The 14,344-nt window shown below is 71.2% G+C and carries 10 protein-coding genes and 1 pseudogene; 5 read left to right on the top strand and 6 right to left on the bottom strand.

The features are described from left to right. Nucleotides 1–32 precede the first annotated feature (32 nt). Together IG84_RS0103500 and IG84_RS0103505 are read left to right on the top strand one after the other, a co-directional pair. Nucleotides 33–2,828, top strand: coding sequence for a D-alanyl-D-alanine carboxypeptidase family protein (locus IG84_RS0103500; protein ID WP_245659206.1), 2,796 nt, complete (start codon nucleotides 33–35; stop codon nucleotides 2,826–2,828). Nucleotides 2,829–3,020: 192 nt separating this feature from the next. Continuing rightward, a complete protein-coding gene (locus IG84_RS0103505; RefSeq protein ID WP_051861327.1) occupies nucleotides 3,021–4,505 on the top strand; it encodes a glycosyltransferase family 39 protein in 1,485 nt (494 codons plus the stop codon). Between the two features lie 89 nt (nucleotides 4,506–4,594). Here IG84_RS0103505 and recQ read toward each other — a convergent pair whose 3' ends face one another. The 3 genes from recQ to IG84_RS0103520 all read right to left on the bottom strand — a co-directional run bounded on the left by recQ (nucleotide 4,595) and on the right by IG84_RS0103520 (nucleotide 8,445). After that, on the bottom strand, nucleotides 4,595–6,712 hold the full coding sequence (gene recQ / locus IG84_RS0103510; protein WP_078648578.1) for a DNA helicase RecQ: 2,118 nt from the start codon (nucleotides 6,710–6,712) through the stop codon (nucleotides 4,595–4,597). Nucleotides 6,713–6,868: 156 nt separating this feature from the next. Beyond that, nucleotides 6,869–7,597, bottom strand: a complete 729-nt coding sequence (locus tag IG84_RS0103515; protein WP_078648579.1) for an excalibur calcium-binding domain-containing protein — start codon at nucleotides 7,595–7,597, stop codon at nucleotides 6,869–6,871. A gap of 89 nt (nucleotides 7,598–7,686) precedes the next feature. Then, on the bottom strand, nucleotides 7,687–8,445 hold the full coding sequence (locus IG84_RS0103520; RefSeq protein WP_051861329.1) for a VC0807 family protein: 759 nt from the start codon (nucleotides 8,443–8,445) through the stop codon (nucleotides 7,687–7,689). A gap of 149 nt (nucleotides 8,446–8,594) precedes the next feature. Between IG84_RS0103520 and IG84_RS0103525 the strand changes: the two genes are divergently transcribed. From IG84_RS0103525 to IG84_RS0103535, 3 genes are all read left to right on the top strand, one after another. After that, nucleotides 8,595–9,182, top strand: coding sequence for a PadR family transcriptional regulator (locus tag IG84_RS0103525; RefSeq protein ID WP_031051180.1), 588 nt, complete (start codon nucleotides 8,595–8,597; stop codon nucleotides 9,180–9,182). A gap of 140 nt (nucleotides 9,183–9,322) precedes the next feature. After that, nucleotides 9,323–10,408, top strand: a complete 1,086-nt coding sequence (locus tag IG84_RS0103530) for a terpene synthase family protein (protein WP_157848805.1) — start codon at nucleotides 9,323–9,325, stop codon at nucleotides 10,406–10,408. Between the two features lie 198 nt (nucleotides 10,409–10,606). Then, a complete protein-coding gene (locus tag IG84_RS0103535; protein WP_031051183.1) occupies nucleotides 10,607–10,846 on the top strand; it encodes a hypothetical protein in 240 nt (79 codons plus the stop codon). Nucleotides 10,847–10,946: 100 nt separating this feature from the next. On the opposite strand, the gene IG84_RS0103540 is transcribed toward IG84_RS0103535, so the two are convergent. From IG84_RS0103540 to IG84_RS0103550, 3 genes and pseudogenes are all read right to left on the bottom strand, one after another. After that, entirely contained in the window at nucleotides 10,947–11,738 is a 792-nt protein-coding gene (locus IG84_RS0103540; RefSeq protein ID WP_245659207.1) for an ABC transporter permease, read from the bottom strand. Between the two features lie 259 nt (nucleotides 11,739–11,997). Further along, nucleotides 11,998–12,765, bottom strand: a pseudogene (locus IG84_RS0103545) (ABC transporter ATP-binding protein); the annotation flags it as partial. Nucleotides 12,766–12,971: 206 nt separating this feature from the next. Further along, nucleotides 12,972–14,042, bottom strand: coding sequence for a polyprenyl synthetase family protein (locus tag IG84_RS0103550; RefSeq protein WP_245659208.1), 1,071 nt, complete (start codon nucleotides 14,040–14,042; stop codon nucleotides 12,972–12,974). Nucleotides 14,043–14,344: the final 302 nt, after the last annotated feature.

The following is a 14,344-nucleotide window of genomic DNA, read 5'->3' on the forward strand; positions in this document are numbered from 1 at the left end:
TGGCAACACTGGGCAGATCAGCAGCGCGACGTATGAAGGAGATACCGGTGGCGGGCGAGTCCCCCGACAGGTCGGAGCAGAAGCAGTCGTCGGGGGAGACGGCGGAGAGCGAACGCGATCCGCGGCTCGCGGTCTTCCGTGATGCACCGACGGATACGGAGACCTCCGAGAAGGAACCCGAGTCCGGGGAAGCATCCGAGAAGGCGTCCACGGAAGCGTCGACGGAGACGCCTGCGGAGCCGGATCCGGTTGCGGCGGCCGGGGAGAAGAGCGATTCCGAGGGCGACCTGGACGGTCAGGACGGCCAGGACGGTGCGAAGGGCGACTCGGACGACCCCGAGGACGGCTCGGACGCGCCCGAGGGTGGCGAGGGCGGCGATGCTCGGCTCAAGGCTGCGGTGGCCGCTTGGGTGGCGGGCAAGGATGCCCCGGAGGGCGCGGAGGGCGCGGAGGGCGCGGAGGGCGCGGAGGCCGCGGGGGGCGCGAAATCGGGCGCGGACGCCCCTGAGGCCCCTTCCGGCGCCTCTGAGGCCCCTGCGGGCGACGAGGCCGCCGAGGGCGCGGCCGGCGCCGAAGCGGAGTCCGCGCTGCCCGTACGGAAGCCCGGCGGCAAGGCCAAGAAGGGCGCCGGTCAGCCGGACCAGCCGACGGCCGTCTTCCGCGCCGTGACCCCGAAGTCGGCCCCCACCGATGACGCCACCCGAGTGTTTGCTGCCGTAAAGCCGAAGGGTGCGGAGGAGGCTCCCGCCAAGGACGCCGAGAAGGCCGCGGAGAACGGCGCCAAGAAGGACGCGGAGGCCCGGAAGGCCACGGCGGCTGCCATCCCCAAGCGGTCCGAGACGGCGAAGAAGGCCGAAGCCGCCGCCACGCCCAAGGACGCCGAGCCCACCGGCAGCGAGGCCAAGAAGGACGCCAAGAAAGACGCGGAGAAGGACGCGAAGAAGAGCGACGGAGGCGGCGCCAAGAAGGACGCCGAGGACAGCAAGGCGTCCGAAGACAGCAAGGCGTCCGAGAGCAGCAAGGAGTCCAAGGGCGGCGAGGAGCCCAAGGACAGCAAGGACGCCAAGGGCACCGCGGCCGCAGCCAAGAGCGCCAAGGACAGCAAGAGCAGCAAGGGCGAAGAGGCCGGCAAGGCCGGCAAGGGTGGCGAGGCGTCCAAGAGCGCCGAGAAGCCCAGTAAGGAATCCGGTAAGGACTCCGGTAAGGAAAAGGAAGACGCCGAGAAGTCCGGCAAGGCGGCTGCCGAGCGGGACGCCGAGCGGACCAGTCAGTTCGTCGCGCTGAAGTCGGCGGACGAGCGGCCGGTCAAGCCGCCGAAGCCGGTCGGCAAGGCCGTCGACAAGCCGGCCGCCAAGGCCGGCGCCGCCTCGGACACCGCCAAGGACGCCAAGGACCCCAAGGTCCTCGGCGGCACCGCCGCGTCCGCCCCGCTCCCGCCGGCCGCGGCCCCGGCCACCACCCAGCCGCAGCCGGCCGCCCAGCCGTCGTCCGCTGCCCCCGAAGGGGCCCCGCTGCCCGAATCCGAGCGTACGAAGCAGCAGCCGCTGCCCCCGCTCGACCTGCTCGCGCAGCTCACCAACACCCCGCCGCCGCCCGAGACCCCGATCCGCACCATCGTGCGGCGGTTCAAGATCTGGACCCCGCTGGCCCTGCTGGTCCTGCTGGTCTTCGTGATCGTGCAGGCCGTGCGCCCGCTCCCGGACCCGGCGCTCACGCTGACCTCGGACGCCACGTACTCCTTCGACGGCGGCAAGCCGTCCCTGCCCTGGCCGACCGAGGGCCAGGCGTACGTCGAGGTGTCCGGCCTGGGCCCGATCGGCTCGTACGGCGCGCAGAAGCCGGTCCCGATCGGCAGCGTCGCCAAGACGATGACCGCGTACATCATCATGCGCGACCACCCGCTGAAGCCCGGCAAGAAGGGCGACATGATCCGGGTGGACAAGCAGGCCGAGGAGGACGGCAAGAAGGGTGCCGGGCACGGTGACGAGTCGGTCCTCGACACCGTCAAGGAAGGCGATCACATCTCGCAGAAGGACGCGCTGTCCGCGGTCATGATCCCCTCCGCGAACAACATCGCCCGGCTGCTGGCCCGTTGGGACGCCGGTTCCCAGGAGGCGTTCGTCAAGAAGATGAACGCCACCGCCAAGGAACTCGGCATGAAGAACACCACCTACACCGACCCCAGCGGACTGATCGAGACCACCGTCAGCACCGCCCAGGACCAGGTGAAGCTGGGCAAGAAGGCGATGGAGATCCGCTCGCTGGTGGACATCACCAAGCTGCCGTCGTGGACCGACCCCTCCGGCAAGACCTGGCGGAACTTCAACACCCTGCCGCCCTACAACAACGCGATCGGCCTCAAGACCGGCTCCACCTCGAAGGCGGGCGGCAACCTGCTCTTCGCCGGACAGCAGCAGGTCGGCGACACGACCCAGCTCATCGTCGGCGCGGTGCTCGGCCAGCACCGGCCGCCGATCATCGACACCGCCAACGCCATCAGCAAGGACCTGCTCACGACCACCCAGGGCGCCCTGGAGGACCGTACGGTCGTGAAGGAGGGCGACGTCGTCGGCGTGGTGGACGACGGCCTCGGCGGCACCACGCCGGTCGTGGCGACCGAGGACCTCAAGGCGGTCGGCTGGAACGGCCTGACGGTCAAGCTGGGGCTGACGGACAAGGGTAAGGCCATCCCGCACACGGCGAAGGCCGGCACGAAGGTCGGCGTGCTGACCGCGGGTAGCGGGCCGGGCCAGGCCACCGTCCCGGTGGCGCTCCAGAAGGACCTCGCCGAACCGACCTTCGGCGCGAAGCTCACGCGCGTGGGCTGACCCGGCGACCCGTCCCGTACGCACCGCAACGCCCCGGTTCCGCCGGGGCGTTGCGCGTACCGTAGGGCGGGCGATCCGTCCGGGGCGCCAGACCCGATTCCGACCGCTCGGGAGCCCGCCATCGATACCGCGCTGAACGTCCGGACCGCCACGGGCCACGTACGCGCCGAGTCCGCGCCCTGGACCAGGGTCGTGCCGGCGCCGTGCGCGCTGTCGCTGGCGCTGGGCCTGTGGGGCGTCCGCCGCCAGGGCAGCATGTGGCGCGACGAGGTCGTCACCTACGACATGGCGCACCGCAGCCTCCCCGAGCTGTGGGACACGCTGCAGAACGTCGACGCCGTGCACGGCTTCTACTACCTCTTCATGCACGCCCTCTTCGACGTCGTGGGCGGTGGCGTGCTGACCCTGCGGCTGCCCTCCGTACTGGCGATGACCGCGGCCGCCGCGGGGGTCGCGCTCCTGGGGGCGCGGGTGGCCGGGGAGCGCGCGGGCGTGGCGGCGGGGCTGGTCTTCCCGCTGCTGCCGCTCGTGCAGCAGTACGCGCAGGAGGGCCGGTCGTACGCGCTCGTCTGCGCGCTGGTCACCTGGTCCACGTACTTCCTCGTCCGGGCGCTCGCCGCGAGCCCTGCCGCCGTGGACGCGCCGCGACTCGGGCTGTTCGGCGTGCCCGGTGCCGCGCGGCGCTGGTGGACCGCGTACGTGCTCGTGACGTTCGTCGCCTGTCTGCTGCACGAGTTCGCCGTGCTGGTGCTCGTGGCGCACGGCACGACGGTGGTGCTGTCCGGCGTGCGGGGAGCGGTCCGCGGTGCCGTCCGCCGTACCTGGCTCGTGGCCGCCGGGGTGGTGATCGCCGGTCTCGCGCCGATGGCGCTCTTCAGTGCGGGACAGTCGGCCCAGCTCGGCTGGGTGTTGTGGCCCGACCCCGTGCAGTTGGTGACCTTCGGGGTGCTGGCGGTGGTGGGCGTGGTCTGTGCTCGAGTACCGGTACGGACGCGCGGGCCGGCGCACGGTCCGGTCCGGCTGCGCCCGCTCGCGCTGCCGCTGCTGATCGCGCCGCCGGCCACCCTGCTGCTGCTCTCGCAGCTCAAGCCGATGTACGTCGACCGCTACGTCCTCTACTACGTTGTCGGCTTCGCCCTCCTGATGGGCGCCGCCCTGGACCGGGTGTTCCGGCCGCTCGGCGGCGACGGCGGCCGGGCCCGCAGGCGGCGCGCGGTGGGGGCGCTGGTGGCCGTGCTGGCGGCGCTGCTGCCCGCCGCCGTGTACCTGCGCACCCCGGAGAGCCGGAAGGACGACGCCACCGCCGTCGTCCGGGCCGTACGGGCGGTGGCGGAGCCCGGTGACGGGCTGCTCTTCATGCCGGCCCGGCGTCGGGTGTGGACCCTGTCCGAGCCGGAGCGGTTCCGCGACCTGACCGATCTGGCGCTGTCCCGGGCGCCGGACTCCTCGGGCACGCTGTACGGCACGGAGGTACCCGCCGACGGCATCCGCGCCCGGATGCTCGCCACCGAGCGCATCGTCGTGCTCAGCGACCCGCGCGGCGAGCCGGAGGACGAGAACTCCCGGGAGGTCACCAAGCGCACCACCCTCCGCGACGCCTTCACCCCGTGTCGCACCCAGGACGTCACCGGCGCCCGCGTCACGGTGTACGCCCACCGGGGCCACTGCGACGACTGACGCCTGACCTCGCGGGGGACTGGCGGCGCCGGGGCCGATGACGCCGGGAGCTGACCGCGGTATGGGCCCGTCCGTGGGCCCTTCGGCTTCTACCAGTCGTCCATGGGCGGCTCTTCCATGTCCCAGTCCCAGGGCTCGTCGGGCTCAGGTGCAGCGACCTTCGCGCCGGCCGTGGCAGCGGCGGCCGCCACCGGGGCCCCACCGGCCGGACCGCCACTCGTCCCGACGGCGGCCGGGCCGGCACCGGTCGCCGGGGCGCCGCCCGCCGGGGCGCCGCCCGCCGGGGCACCGCCCGCCGGGCCCTCGGCGAGGACCTCCAGGATCGACTCGCCGTACTTCGCGAGCTTGTTCTCGCCGACGCCGTTGACCGTACCCAGCTCGGCGATGGTGGACGGCCGGGCCGTGGCGATCTCGCGGAGCGTGGCGTCATGGAAGATCACATACGCCGGGACCCCCTGCTCCTTCGCGGTCGCCCCGCGCCACGCCCGCAGCGCCTCGAACACCGGCAGCAGCTCCGCCGGCAGATCGACCGGCGCGCGCTTGCCCTTCGCGGCCTTCGCCCTGGCCGCCCGGGCCGGCTTCTCCGGCTCGCGCCGCAGCAGGACCTGGCGGTCGCCGCGCAGCACCTCGCCGCTCGTCCCGGTCAGCACCAGCGTGCCGTAGTCACCCTCGACCGCCAGCAACTGCTGCGCCAGCAACTGCCGTACGACGCCCCGCCAGTCGGCCTCCCGCAGGTCGGCGCCGATCCCGAACACGCTCAGCGCGTCATGGTCGAACTGGATGACCTTGGCGGTCTTCCGGCCCATCAGGATGTCGACGATCTGGCCCGTGCCGAACTTCTGCCCGCGCTCGCGCTGCAGCCGGACGACCGTCGACAGCAGCTTCTGCGCGGGCACCGTGCCGTCCCAGGACTGCGGCGGCGCCAGGCACGTGTCGCAGTTGCCGCACGGCTTGCTCTCCTGGCCGAAGTACGCGAGCAGCCGCACCCGCCGGCACTCCACCGTCTCGCACAGCGCGAGCATCGCGTCGAGGTGCGCGGCCAGCCGCCGCCGGTGCGCCTCGTCGCCCTCGGAGCCGTCGATCATCTTCCGCTGCTGGACCACGTCCTGCAGGCCGTACGCCAGCCAGGCCGTGGACGGGAGGCCGTCCCGCCCGGCGCGGCCGGTCTCCTGGTAGTACCCCTCCACCGACTTCGGCAGGTCGAGGTGGGCCACGAAGCGCACGTCCGGCTTGTCGATGCCCATCCCGAACGCGATGGTGGCGACCACCACGAGGCCGTCCTCGCGGAGGAAGCGCGACTGGTGGTGCGCGCGCGTACGCGGGTCGAGACCGGCGTGGTACGGCACGGCAGCGATGCCGTTCTCCACCAGGAACTGGGCGGTCTTCTCCACGGAGGCGCGGGAGAGGCAGTACACGATGCCGGCGTCCCCGGCGTGCTCCGTGCGCAGCAGGTCCAGGAGCTGCTTCTTCGGCTCGCTCTTGGACGCGATGCGGTACTGGATGTTCGGCCGGTCGAAGCTGGCGACGAAGTGCCGGGCCTGCTCCATCCGCAGCCGCGAGGTGATCTCGGTGTGGGTGGCTTCGGTGGCCGTAGCGGTGAGCGCGATCCGGGGGACCTCGGGCCAGCGCTCGTGCAGCATCGACAGGGCGAGGTAGTCGGGGCGGAAGTCGTGGCCCCACTGGGCGACGCAGTGCGCCTCGTCGATGGCGAAGAGGGAGATCTTCCCCCGGTCCAGCAGACCGAGCGTCTGCTCGACGCGCAGCCGCTCCGGCGCGAGGTAGAGCAGGTCCAGCTCGCCGGCCAGGAACTCCGCCTCCACCAGGCGGCGCTCCTCCATGTCCTGCGTGGAATTCAGGAACCCGGCGCGCACGCCGACCGCGCGCAGCGCGTCGACCTGGTCCTGCATCAGCGCGATGAGGGGGGAAATGACGACGCCCGTGCCGGGCCGCACGAGCGAGGGGATCTGATAGCAGAGCGACTTGCCGCCGCCGGTCGGCATGAGGACGACGGCGTCGCCACCGCCGATGACGTGCTCGACGATCTCCTGCTGGCTGCCGCGGAACGCGTCGTACCCGAAGACCCGGTGCAGCACCTCCAGGGCCTCACCGCCCGGCGCCCCACCGGTCCGCGCGTCACCGCCGCCCGGGCCGGGGACTGCCCCCGTGCCACCCGGGGCTTCGTCCAGCCCATCGTCCACGTCGTTCATGCCAGGCAGCTTACGAGCCCGACCCACCCCGCCGCTGAGCCTGTGGACAACTCCCCCCGAGCGGGACGGTCAGGGAGCGGGCGGCCGCCGAACGGCGTGGGCGATGTCACGCAAAACAGCAGCCCGGGACTGGGCGCCGTCCGCCGCCGCCCGAGATCACGGCTCGTACGGTTCGCAGGCCGTGCCGTCATGATCACGGTCCAGGTGCTCCGCGTAACCCGGTTCGCCGGACTGGATCGGGGCCGCGCCCGCGTCACGGGCATCGGCGCAGACCCGGTAGTACGGCGCCGCCCCGGACTCCTCGGGCGTGGACCCGGACTCCTCTGGCGTCACACCCGGCTCCTCGGGCGTCGATCCGCCGACGTCCCGTACCGACGCGCCGGTGATGACGCCCTCGCTCACGGTGTAGGTACCGGCGAAGGAGCGCACCGAGCCGTCCGTCTGCAGTGCGTCGAGATGGACGGTGACCACGCCGCCGTCGACACCGAGGATCTGGACGGTGTCCTGCACCGTGTCCGCCAGACCGTCGGTGAACGAGCTGTACGAGCCGCCGAGGTTCTTGCCGCCCAGCTCCCACGCCTCCTGGTAGTCGCCCGCGTTGATGGCGTCGAAGTACGCCTCGACGGTGGCCGCGGGGTCGCGGACGGTCGCCGGAGCCGATGTCCGTGCACCTTCCGAATGCTGCGACGACGGCGGAGTGTGGGCGGCGGAGGAGCCGGGCCGGGTGGTGACGGTCGATGTGCTGGTGACCGTCTTCGAGGCGCTGCCGGACGAGTCGCCGGACGAGCAGCCGCCGAGGACCAGGGCGACTACGGCGGACCCTGCCAGCAGGCCCGCGGCGCTTCGTGCGCGGGCTGTACCGAAAGTGCGGGACCGGTGCCCCATAAAGATCACCCACCACTATGGGTACGGGGCACTGCTCTCTCGGAACTGCATGGCGCACCCTGTGCGTCGGGTTCGGGTGCCCGTTGGGTTCATTGTCCGCTGCATGCGGCCGCTGCGCCTGGGGAGCGCGGAGGGACCGCGGTGCGGCGGGTGGCCAGTTTGCGGTGGATGACGGTGTAGAAGGTGAGCAGGACGAAGGTGGCGATCTGCAGCAGGCCGGAGAGGCCGGTGGCCGCGTCGACCGGCAGCATGTAGATCATCGGGAGCCTGAAGACGGCCTCGGCCAGCATGCTGGCACCCCACACACAGGTCATGATCGTCACGGTGCGCCGGAACGCGGGCTCACCGGCCCACCGCTGGTCGAGCTCGGCACGGGCCCGCGCCGTGCGGCCCTGCGTGCGGCGAATGACGGCGAAGATCATCGGTCGTCCGGCCACCGCCGTACCCAGGAAGATCAGTCCCGCGAGGCCGGTCGGTACCGAGTCCTTGGCGAGTACGAACCGCGCGTCGCCGCTCACGAAGGACAGCAGCAGGCCGACGCCCCATACGGAGAGCATGAACGCCGCGAACACATCGAAGCGGCGCGGGAGAAGCGCCACGTATGCCACGCGGAGCGCGGCCGCGAGTGTGGCGCCGAGCATCGACACGTACACGCTCGTCCCGAACGCCCGCAGGGCGTAGTACACGCCGATCGACAGTCCCACGTCCCAGACGAGGGTCGAGATCGTCTGCCACAGGCCGGTCGACCAGCGCTCGCCCGATTCCCGTCCGCCCGCTGCCTGTTCGTCCGCTTCCCGCTTGCCGGACTCCGCCGGCTGTCCTGATGCCGTGTTCGGTCCCAGCCTCATGCTCTCCGCCCCCGTATGCAGCGTTAGTTCTTCTTGGACACGTAGAAACTGACACGTGGTGCGACACATGTCAACTTCTACCTGTCACTCGACTAAGGTGAGCGCAGCAAGGAGACGGGGCGGAGAGGCGAAGAGGCGGAGAAGACGCGATGTCGCTGCGGTACGCACTGCTGGGGCTGCTGGCCGACGAGGCCGGCAGCGGCTACGAGCTGACCAAGAAGTTCGAGCGGAGCCTCGACAGGTACGCCTGGCACGCCAAGCACAACCAGGTCTACCAAGAGCTCAACCGGCTGGCCGCCGACGGCCTCGCCGAGGTCGTCGAGGAGGGCGCGCGCGGCCGCAAGACGTACGCGATCACCGAGGCCGGCCGCGCGGACCTGCGGCAATGGCTGCTGAATCCGCCCCGTAACCCGGTCGTACGCAACGAGTTCGTACTCCGGCTCTTTCTCCTCTTCGCGCTGGACCCGAAGGAGGCACGCGTCGTGCTCGCCGAATACGCCGCGGCCGTCCAGCGGGATCTCGACGCCCTGACCGCCCTGGTGGAGTCCGCGGACGTCGACCCGGCCGACGGCGTACTGCCCGATCCTCTCGCCTTCGGCCACCTCGCGGCCGGCTTCGGCCTCCACATGCTCCCCGCCTCGCGCGACTGGGCGCACTGGGCCATCGCTCAGATCGACAACTGGACGGAGGAGGGGGAGGAGAAGAGCGAAGCCGAGGACGGAGCGCGCGGCGCGTGACCGTCAACGTCGGACAACTTCTGCCCTGTTAGAGGGGAATGCCTGCCAGGGGCATGTACGTCACTGCCGCCCGGCGACGACCGTTGCAGGATGAGGCCCGTTCGTGCCGTCGTCGTCAGCAAGGGCAAGAGGTGCTGTTCATGGCCATGACCGTCAACGAGATCGATCTCCCGCCGATCTTCTGCCCCCTGGAATCCGCCAGGCACCCGCGTGCCCACATTGTCGATGAACGGGCCAAGGAGTGGATCCGGACCAGCCCCATGTGCGCGACCGCCGAGGAGCGCACGTGGGTCACCGCCTCGTGCAGTACCGACTTCTTCGCCCGCTTCGCTCCCGACGCCGCCACCGACGACCGTCTGCTGTGGACCTCCCTGTGGGTGTACTGGGGCTTCGCCTTCGATGACCACCGGTGCGACAACGGCCCGTTCAGCACCCGGCCCGCCGACTTCAGCGCGCTGGCCGGCCGTGTGCAGCGCGCGCTGGAGGCGCCGTCCGCGCGGGACGAGTCGGACGGGTTCATCCCGGCGCTGCAGGAGATCGCGGCACAGTTCCGGTCCTTTGGTACGCCCCTCCAGGTGCGGCGGTTCGCCGCCGCCCACCGTGCCTGGCTCTCCGGCGTGACCTGGCAGATCGGCAACGCCGCGGCCGGCCGGATGCCGGGCCTGGACGAGTACGTCGCCATGCGGTTGCTGTCGGCGGGTGGCGAACCGCCGTTCGCCATGCTGGAGTTGGCCACCGGACTGGAGGTGCCAGCGCAGGACATGGAGCGGCCGGCCGTTCGCGCGCTCACCGAGATGGCCATCATGGTCGCGGCCCTGGACAACGACCGGCACTCCCTCCGCAAGGAGTTGGCCCGCGACCAGACCGATCAGAACGTCTACAGCGTGCTGATGCACGAGACGGGGGCGCCGCTCCCGGAGGCCGCCGCGACCGCCACGCGGCTGCGGGACCGGGTACTGCTGCGCTTCATGGCCGTGCACGACCGGGTGCGTCCGGGAGCCGGACTGGAGCTGAGCACTTACCTGCAGGGCCTGCGGTACGGCATTCGGGGCAATGCGGAGTGGGGACTCCGAGTACCGCGTTACCTGAGCCTCGGGCGCGTACCGGACCCCATGGACGAGGCGCCCTTGGAATGGGCCGAATCGCCCGCGGACGACGACCGATCGGCGCCCCGGGGGCTGCCCACGGTGGCGTGGTGGTGGGACGACGCGCTGCTCGGAGTTTGAGGCTCGTCTCTCAGTTTTTCACGAAAATCGATTTTCTACTGTGCTGCCAATGTGCTGCCAACTCCCCTTGTTTTCCGGCCTTGTCGTACCCCTTTGAGGGAAGAAACGCGGAAACTCCGGGAACCCCGTGATTGCGGCCGGTGTCGCTATTAAGGTTTCGGTGTCCGGCAGAAATCCCGCCCCATACAAGGAGAATTCATGTCGTTCCTGCGACGTGCCGCGGCCGCATCCGTGATCGCTGTCGCCCTCGCCACGTGCGGCGCCGCTCCGTCCGCGCTGGCTGCCCCGTCCACGTCGTCGGCGTCGTCCGCGTCGGCCGCGGTTCCCTCGGACGGGGAGCCCGGTGCCCGCCCGATCCAGATGGGCCCGTTCATGTTCCCCTCCACGGGCCAGCTCCAGGGCGGCTTCGGCTGGAACACCTCGGGTGGTGGGTACTGAGACGCCGGTACACGTTCCGGCAGGACGCAGTGAGGTGGGTCCGGCGGTTGAGCCGGGCCCACCTCACTGTCGTACCCGCCCGGCTTCTCCGCTCAGTGGCTCAGCGCTTGAGCGTGGCCGCGCTGGCGAGCAGTACGACGATCACGCACCCCAGGATCAGCAGCGCGTCCCGTACGAAGAGGCCGGTCACCCCGTCGTGCCGGGCGGCCTCGCCGGCGGCCTGGACCGCGTACGTCATCGGCATCACCTTGGCCACCGCCGAGAGGCCGTCACTCATGTCCTCACGGGGCACGAACAGGCCGCATACGAGGAACTGCGGCAGCACTCCGGCCGGCAGGAACTGCACCGCCTGGAACTCGTTCCGCGCGAAGGCGCTGACCAGGAGGCCCAGCGCGAGCCCGAGGAGCGCGCCCAGCATCGCGATGATCATGAGTAGGTACGGCGGCCCCTTGATGTCCAGCCCGAGTGGCCCCACGGAGAGCAGCGTCGCCAGTACGGCCTGGAGCAGCGCCAGGAAACCGAACGCCAGGCTGTAGCCGAGCACGATGTCCAGCCGCTGCACCGGCATGGTCAGCAGCCGCTCGGCGGTGCCCGAGGTGCGCTCGCGCAGCGTCGAGACCGACGCGACCAGGTACATCACGATGAGCGGGAAGATCCCGAAGACCTGCGGACCGATGCGCTCGAAGGCGCCGTCCGCGTCGTCGAACATCAGCTTGAGGATCACCATCAGCATGCACGGGATGGCGAGCATGAGCGCGACGCTGCCGCGGTCGCGGACGATCTGCTGCAGCACCCGTTGCGCAGTGGCCAGGGTGATGCCCGGGGTGAGCGGCAGGGCGCGGGCGGTGCGGACCGCCCGGGTCACGACCGACGGCCGGTACTCGGTTCTCACGTTATGGACCTCGGCACTCGGACGCGAAGAAGGACGCGTGGGGGTCGGGGAGCAGGCCACCGTCGAAGAGCGGCTGAGTGGGGGGCGGGACGGTGTCTGGGGGAGTGGATGCGGGGGCCGACTCGTAGGCCGGTTCAGAGGTCGTCTCGGGGCCCGATGACGGCGGTACGGAGTCCGTGGGAACCGGTACGGGATCAGGGCGGCCCGACGCGGAAGCGGCACCGGACGCGGTACTGGATGCGGTACCGGACGCCGCCCCCGCCCCCGGCCGTACCAGCCGCATGAAGGCGCCCTCCACGCTCGCGCAGCCCGTGTGTGCCAGCAGTTCCGACCGCTCGCAGGAGGCCAGCAGCCGGCCGTCGCGCATGAGCAGCAGCCGGTCGCAGCGGTCGGCCTCGTCCATGACGTGACTGGAGACGAGCAGGGTGGTCCCCTCGTTGGCCAGCCGCCGGAAGACGGTCCACAGTTCCTGCCGGATGAGCGGATCGAGGCCCACCGTCGGCTCGTCCATGACCAGCAGCTCCGGCGAGCCGAGCAACGCGACGGCCAGCGAGACACGGGAGTACTGGCCGCCGGACAGCCGGCCGACCGGCTGGTCGGCCCAGTCCGCCAGGTCGACCTCCTTCACCACCCGCACCACGGCGTTCTCCCGGCGCCAGCCCCGCAGCCCCAACGCGGCCGAGAAATACCGCAAGTTCTCGAGAACCGTCAGGTCGGTGTAGACGGACGGTGCCTGCGTGACATACCCGACGCGGGTCTCCAGGGCCGCGGCACCGGCCGGATGACCGAGTACCTGGACATGTCCCGCCGCACACGCCTGAATTCCGACGACGGACCGGAGCAGTGTGGTCTTTCCGCAGCCGCTGGGGCCGAGCAGGCCGACGATCGCACCGCGGGGCGCGGCAAAACTGATGTCGTCGAGCAGGGGCCGGTCCCCGCGCGTGACCCGGAGGCCGTACACACTGACCGCCGGAGGCCCGACAGCCGCTGGCTTTTCCGTGTGAAGAGTGTGCTGTCTCTGTTCCAAAAATCCGCCGCCCCCGGCTGGGTCCCGCAATATCCGCCAAGAAAGCGCAATGGCCACTAGAAGAAACGGCTGCGGGCCTTATGAGTTACGTCCCCGACCGTATCGATCGCGCACGTCACCACATTTCGCTTACGCGGCCGAGGGCGAGTTGCTCGGCCGGCGACCAGTGACCCTGCAGGCCATGAGTGCCCCGCCCCGTCCGGTCATCAGTGATCCCGCCGCGTCATCAGCAGAGCGAGATCGTGCAACTGCCGGTACACCGACGGTACGGGCTCCGCGCGGGCCAGCGCCCGCATCGCGGCGCCCACCTGCCGCCTGGCCTCCACCGCGGTCGCCTCGCGCCCGCCGGCCTCCTCGATCAGCTCGGTGGCCGTCACGATGTCGGCGGCCGACAGCGGCTCCGTACGGTCGTACAGCTCCGCCAGCCGCCGGCCGGCGGGCCCGGTGTCGGCGAGCGCCACGACCACCGGCAGCGACTTCTTCCGCGCCGCGACGTCCGCGCCCACCGGCTTACCACTGCGCAGCGTGGTGCCCCAGATGCCCAGCAGGTCGTCCACGCACTGGAAGGCGATGCCCAGATGCCGGCCGAAGTCCCGCAGCCCGGCGGTGCGCGCCTCGGACGCGCCGGCCAGCAGCGCCCCCAGCGCGCACGCGCACCCCATCAGTGCGCCCGTCTTCCCCGCCGCCATTTCGAGGTACTCCTCCGCGCGCACCCGGGGCGTGCTCTCGAAGGCCACGTCCTGACTCTGGCCGCGCAGCAAGTCGTTCAGCGTGCACGACAGTTCCTTCATGGCGGCCGCGGCGTGCGGGGTGGAGTCGGCGGCCAGTACGGCCAGGGCGCTGATGAGCAGGGCGTCACCGGTCAGCACCGCGGCCGGCGTACCGTACTGCCGCCATACGGCGGGCCGGTGGCGGCGCAGGGGGTCCGCATCGATGACGTCGTCGTGCAACAGCGAGAAGTCGTGTACGAGTTCGACCGCGACGGCCCCCGGAACCACGCTGTCGGCGGGTGCGCCGACGGCCAGCGCGGACAGGAAGACCAGGGCCGGGCGGACGGCTTTCCCGCCGCACTCCGTGGCCGGCTCGGCGGCCGCGCTCCCATCGGCCCCGTTCCAGCCGCGGTGGTACCCGGCGACCTCCCGCTGCGGCGCGGGCAGTTCCTCGATGACCCGGCGCAGCGCGGGAGTGACGAGCTCCCTCGCCCACCCGAACAGGGCCGTGTCAGAGGCGGGCGCGCTCCGGGGCGCGGCGGCGGCCATGCTGCTCAGCGCAGACACGTGGGTCCCCCCGTCCGCCGGCACCCGCCGGCGCGTGAAAAGTTCGTATGGCACGCATCCCAGCTAAGCGCGCCCGCCCACGCGAATCCCCTCATGGCCCGCTCCACCACACCAAGATCACTGGAGCGGCGTAACAACTTCCGTGCCGACGCGCTCATCACACAGCTCCCGCCCCTCAACTTCACATGCGCACAAGGAACTTGATAAAACGTTCCGCCGCGTCACCTGCCGCTGCGGACGATCAACGCGCTGATGACTGACGGCTGATGGCAGATGCCTGGTGGCAGATGCCTGATGGCAGC

Origin of the sequence: Streptomyces ochraceiscleroticus, assembly GCF_000720485.1 — a bacterium.
Taxonomy (GTDB): Bacteria; Actinomycetota; Actinomycetes; order Streptomycetales; family Streptomycetaceae; genus Streptomyces; species Streptomyces ochraceiscleroticus.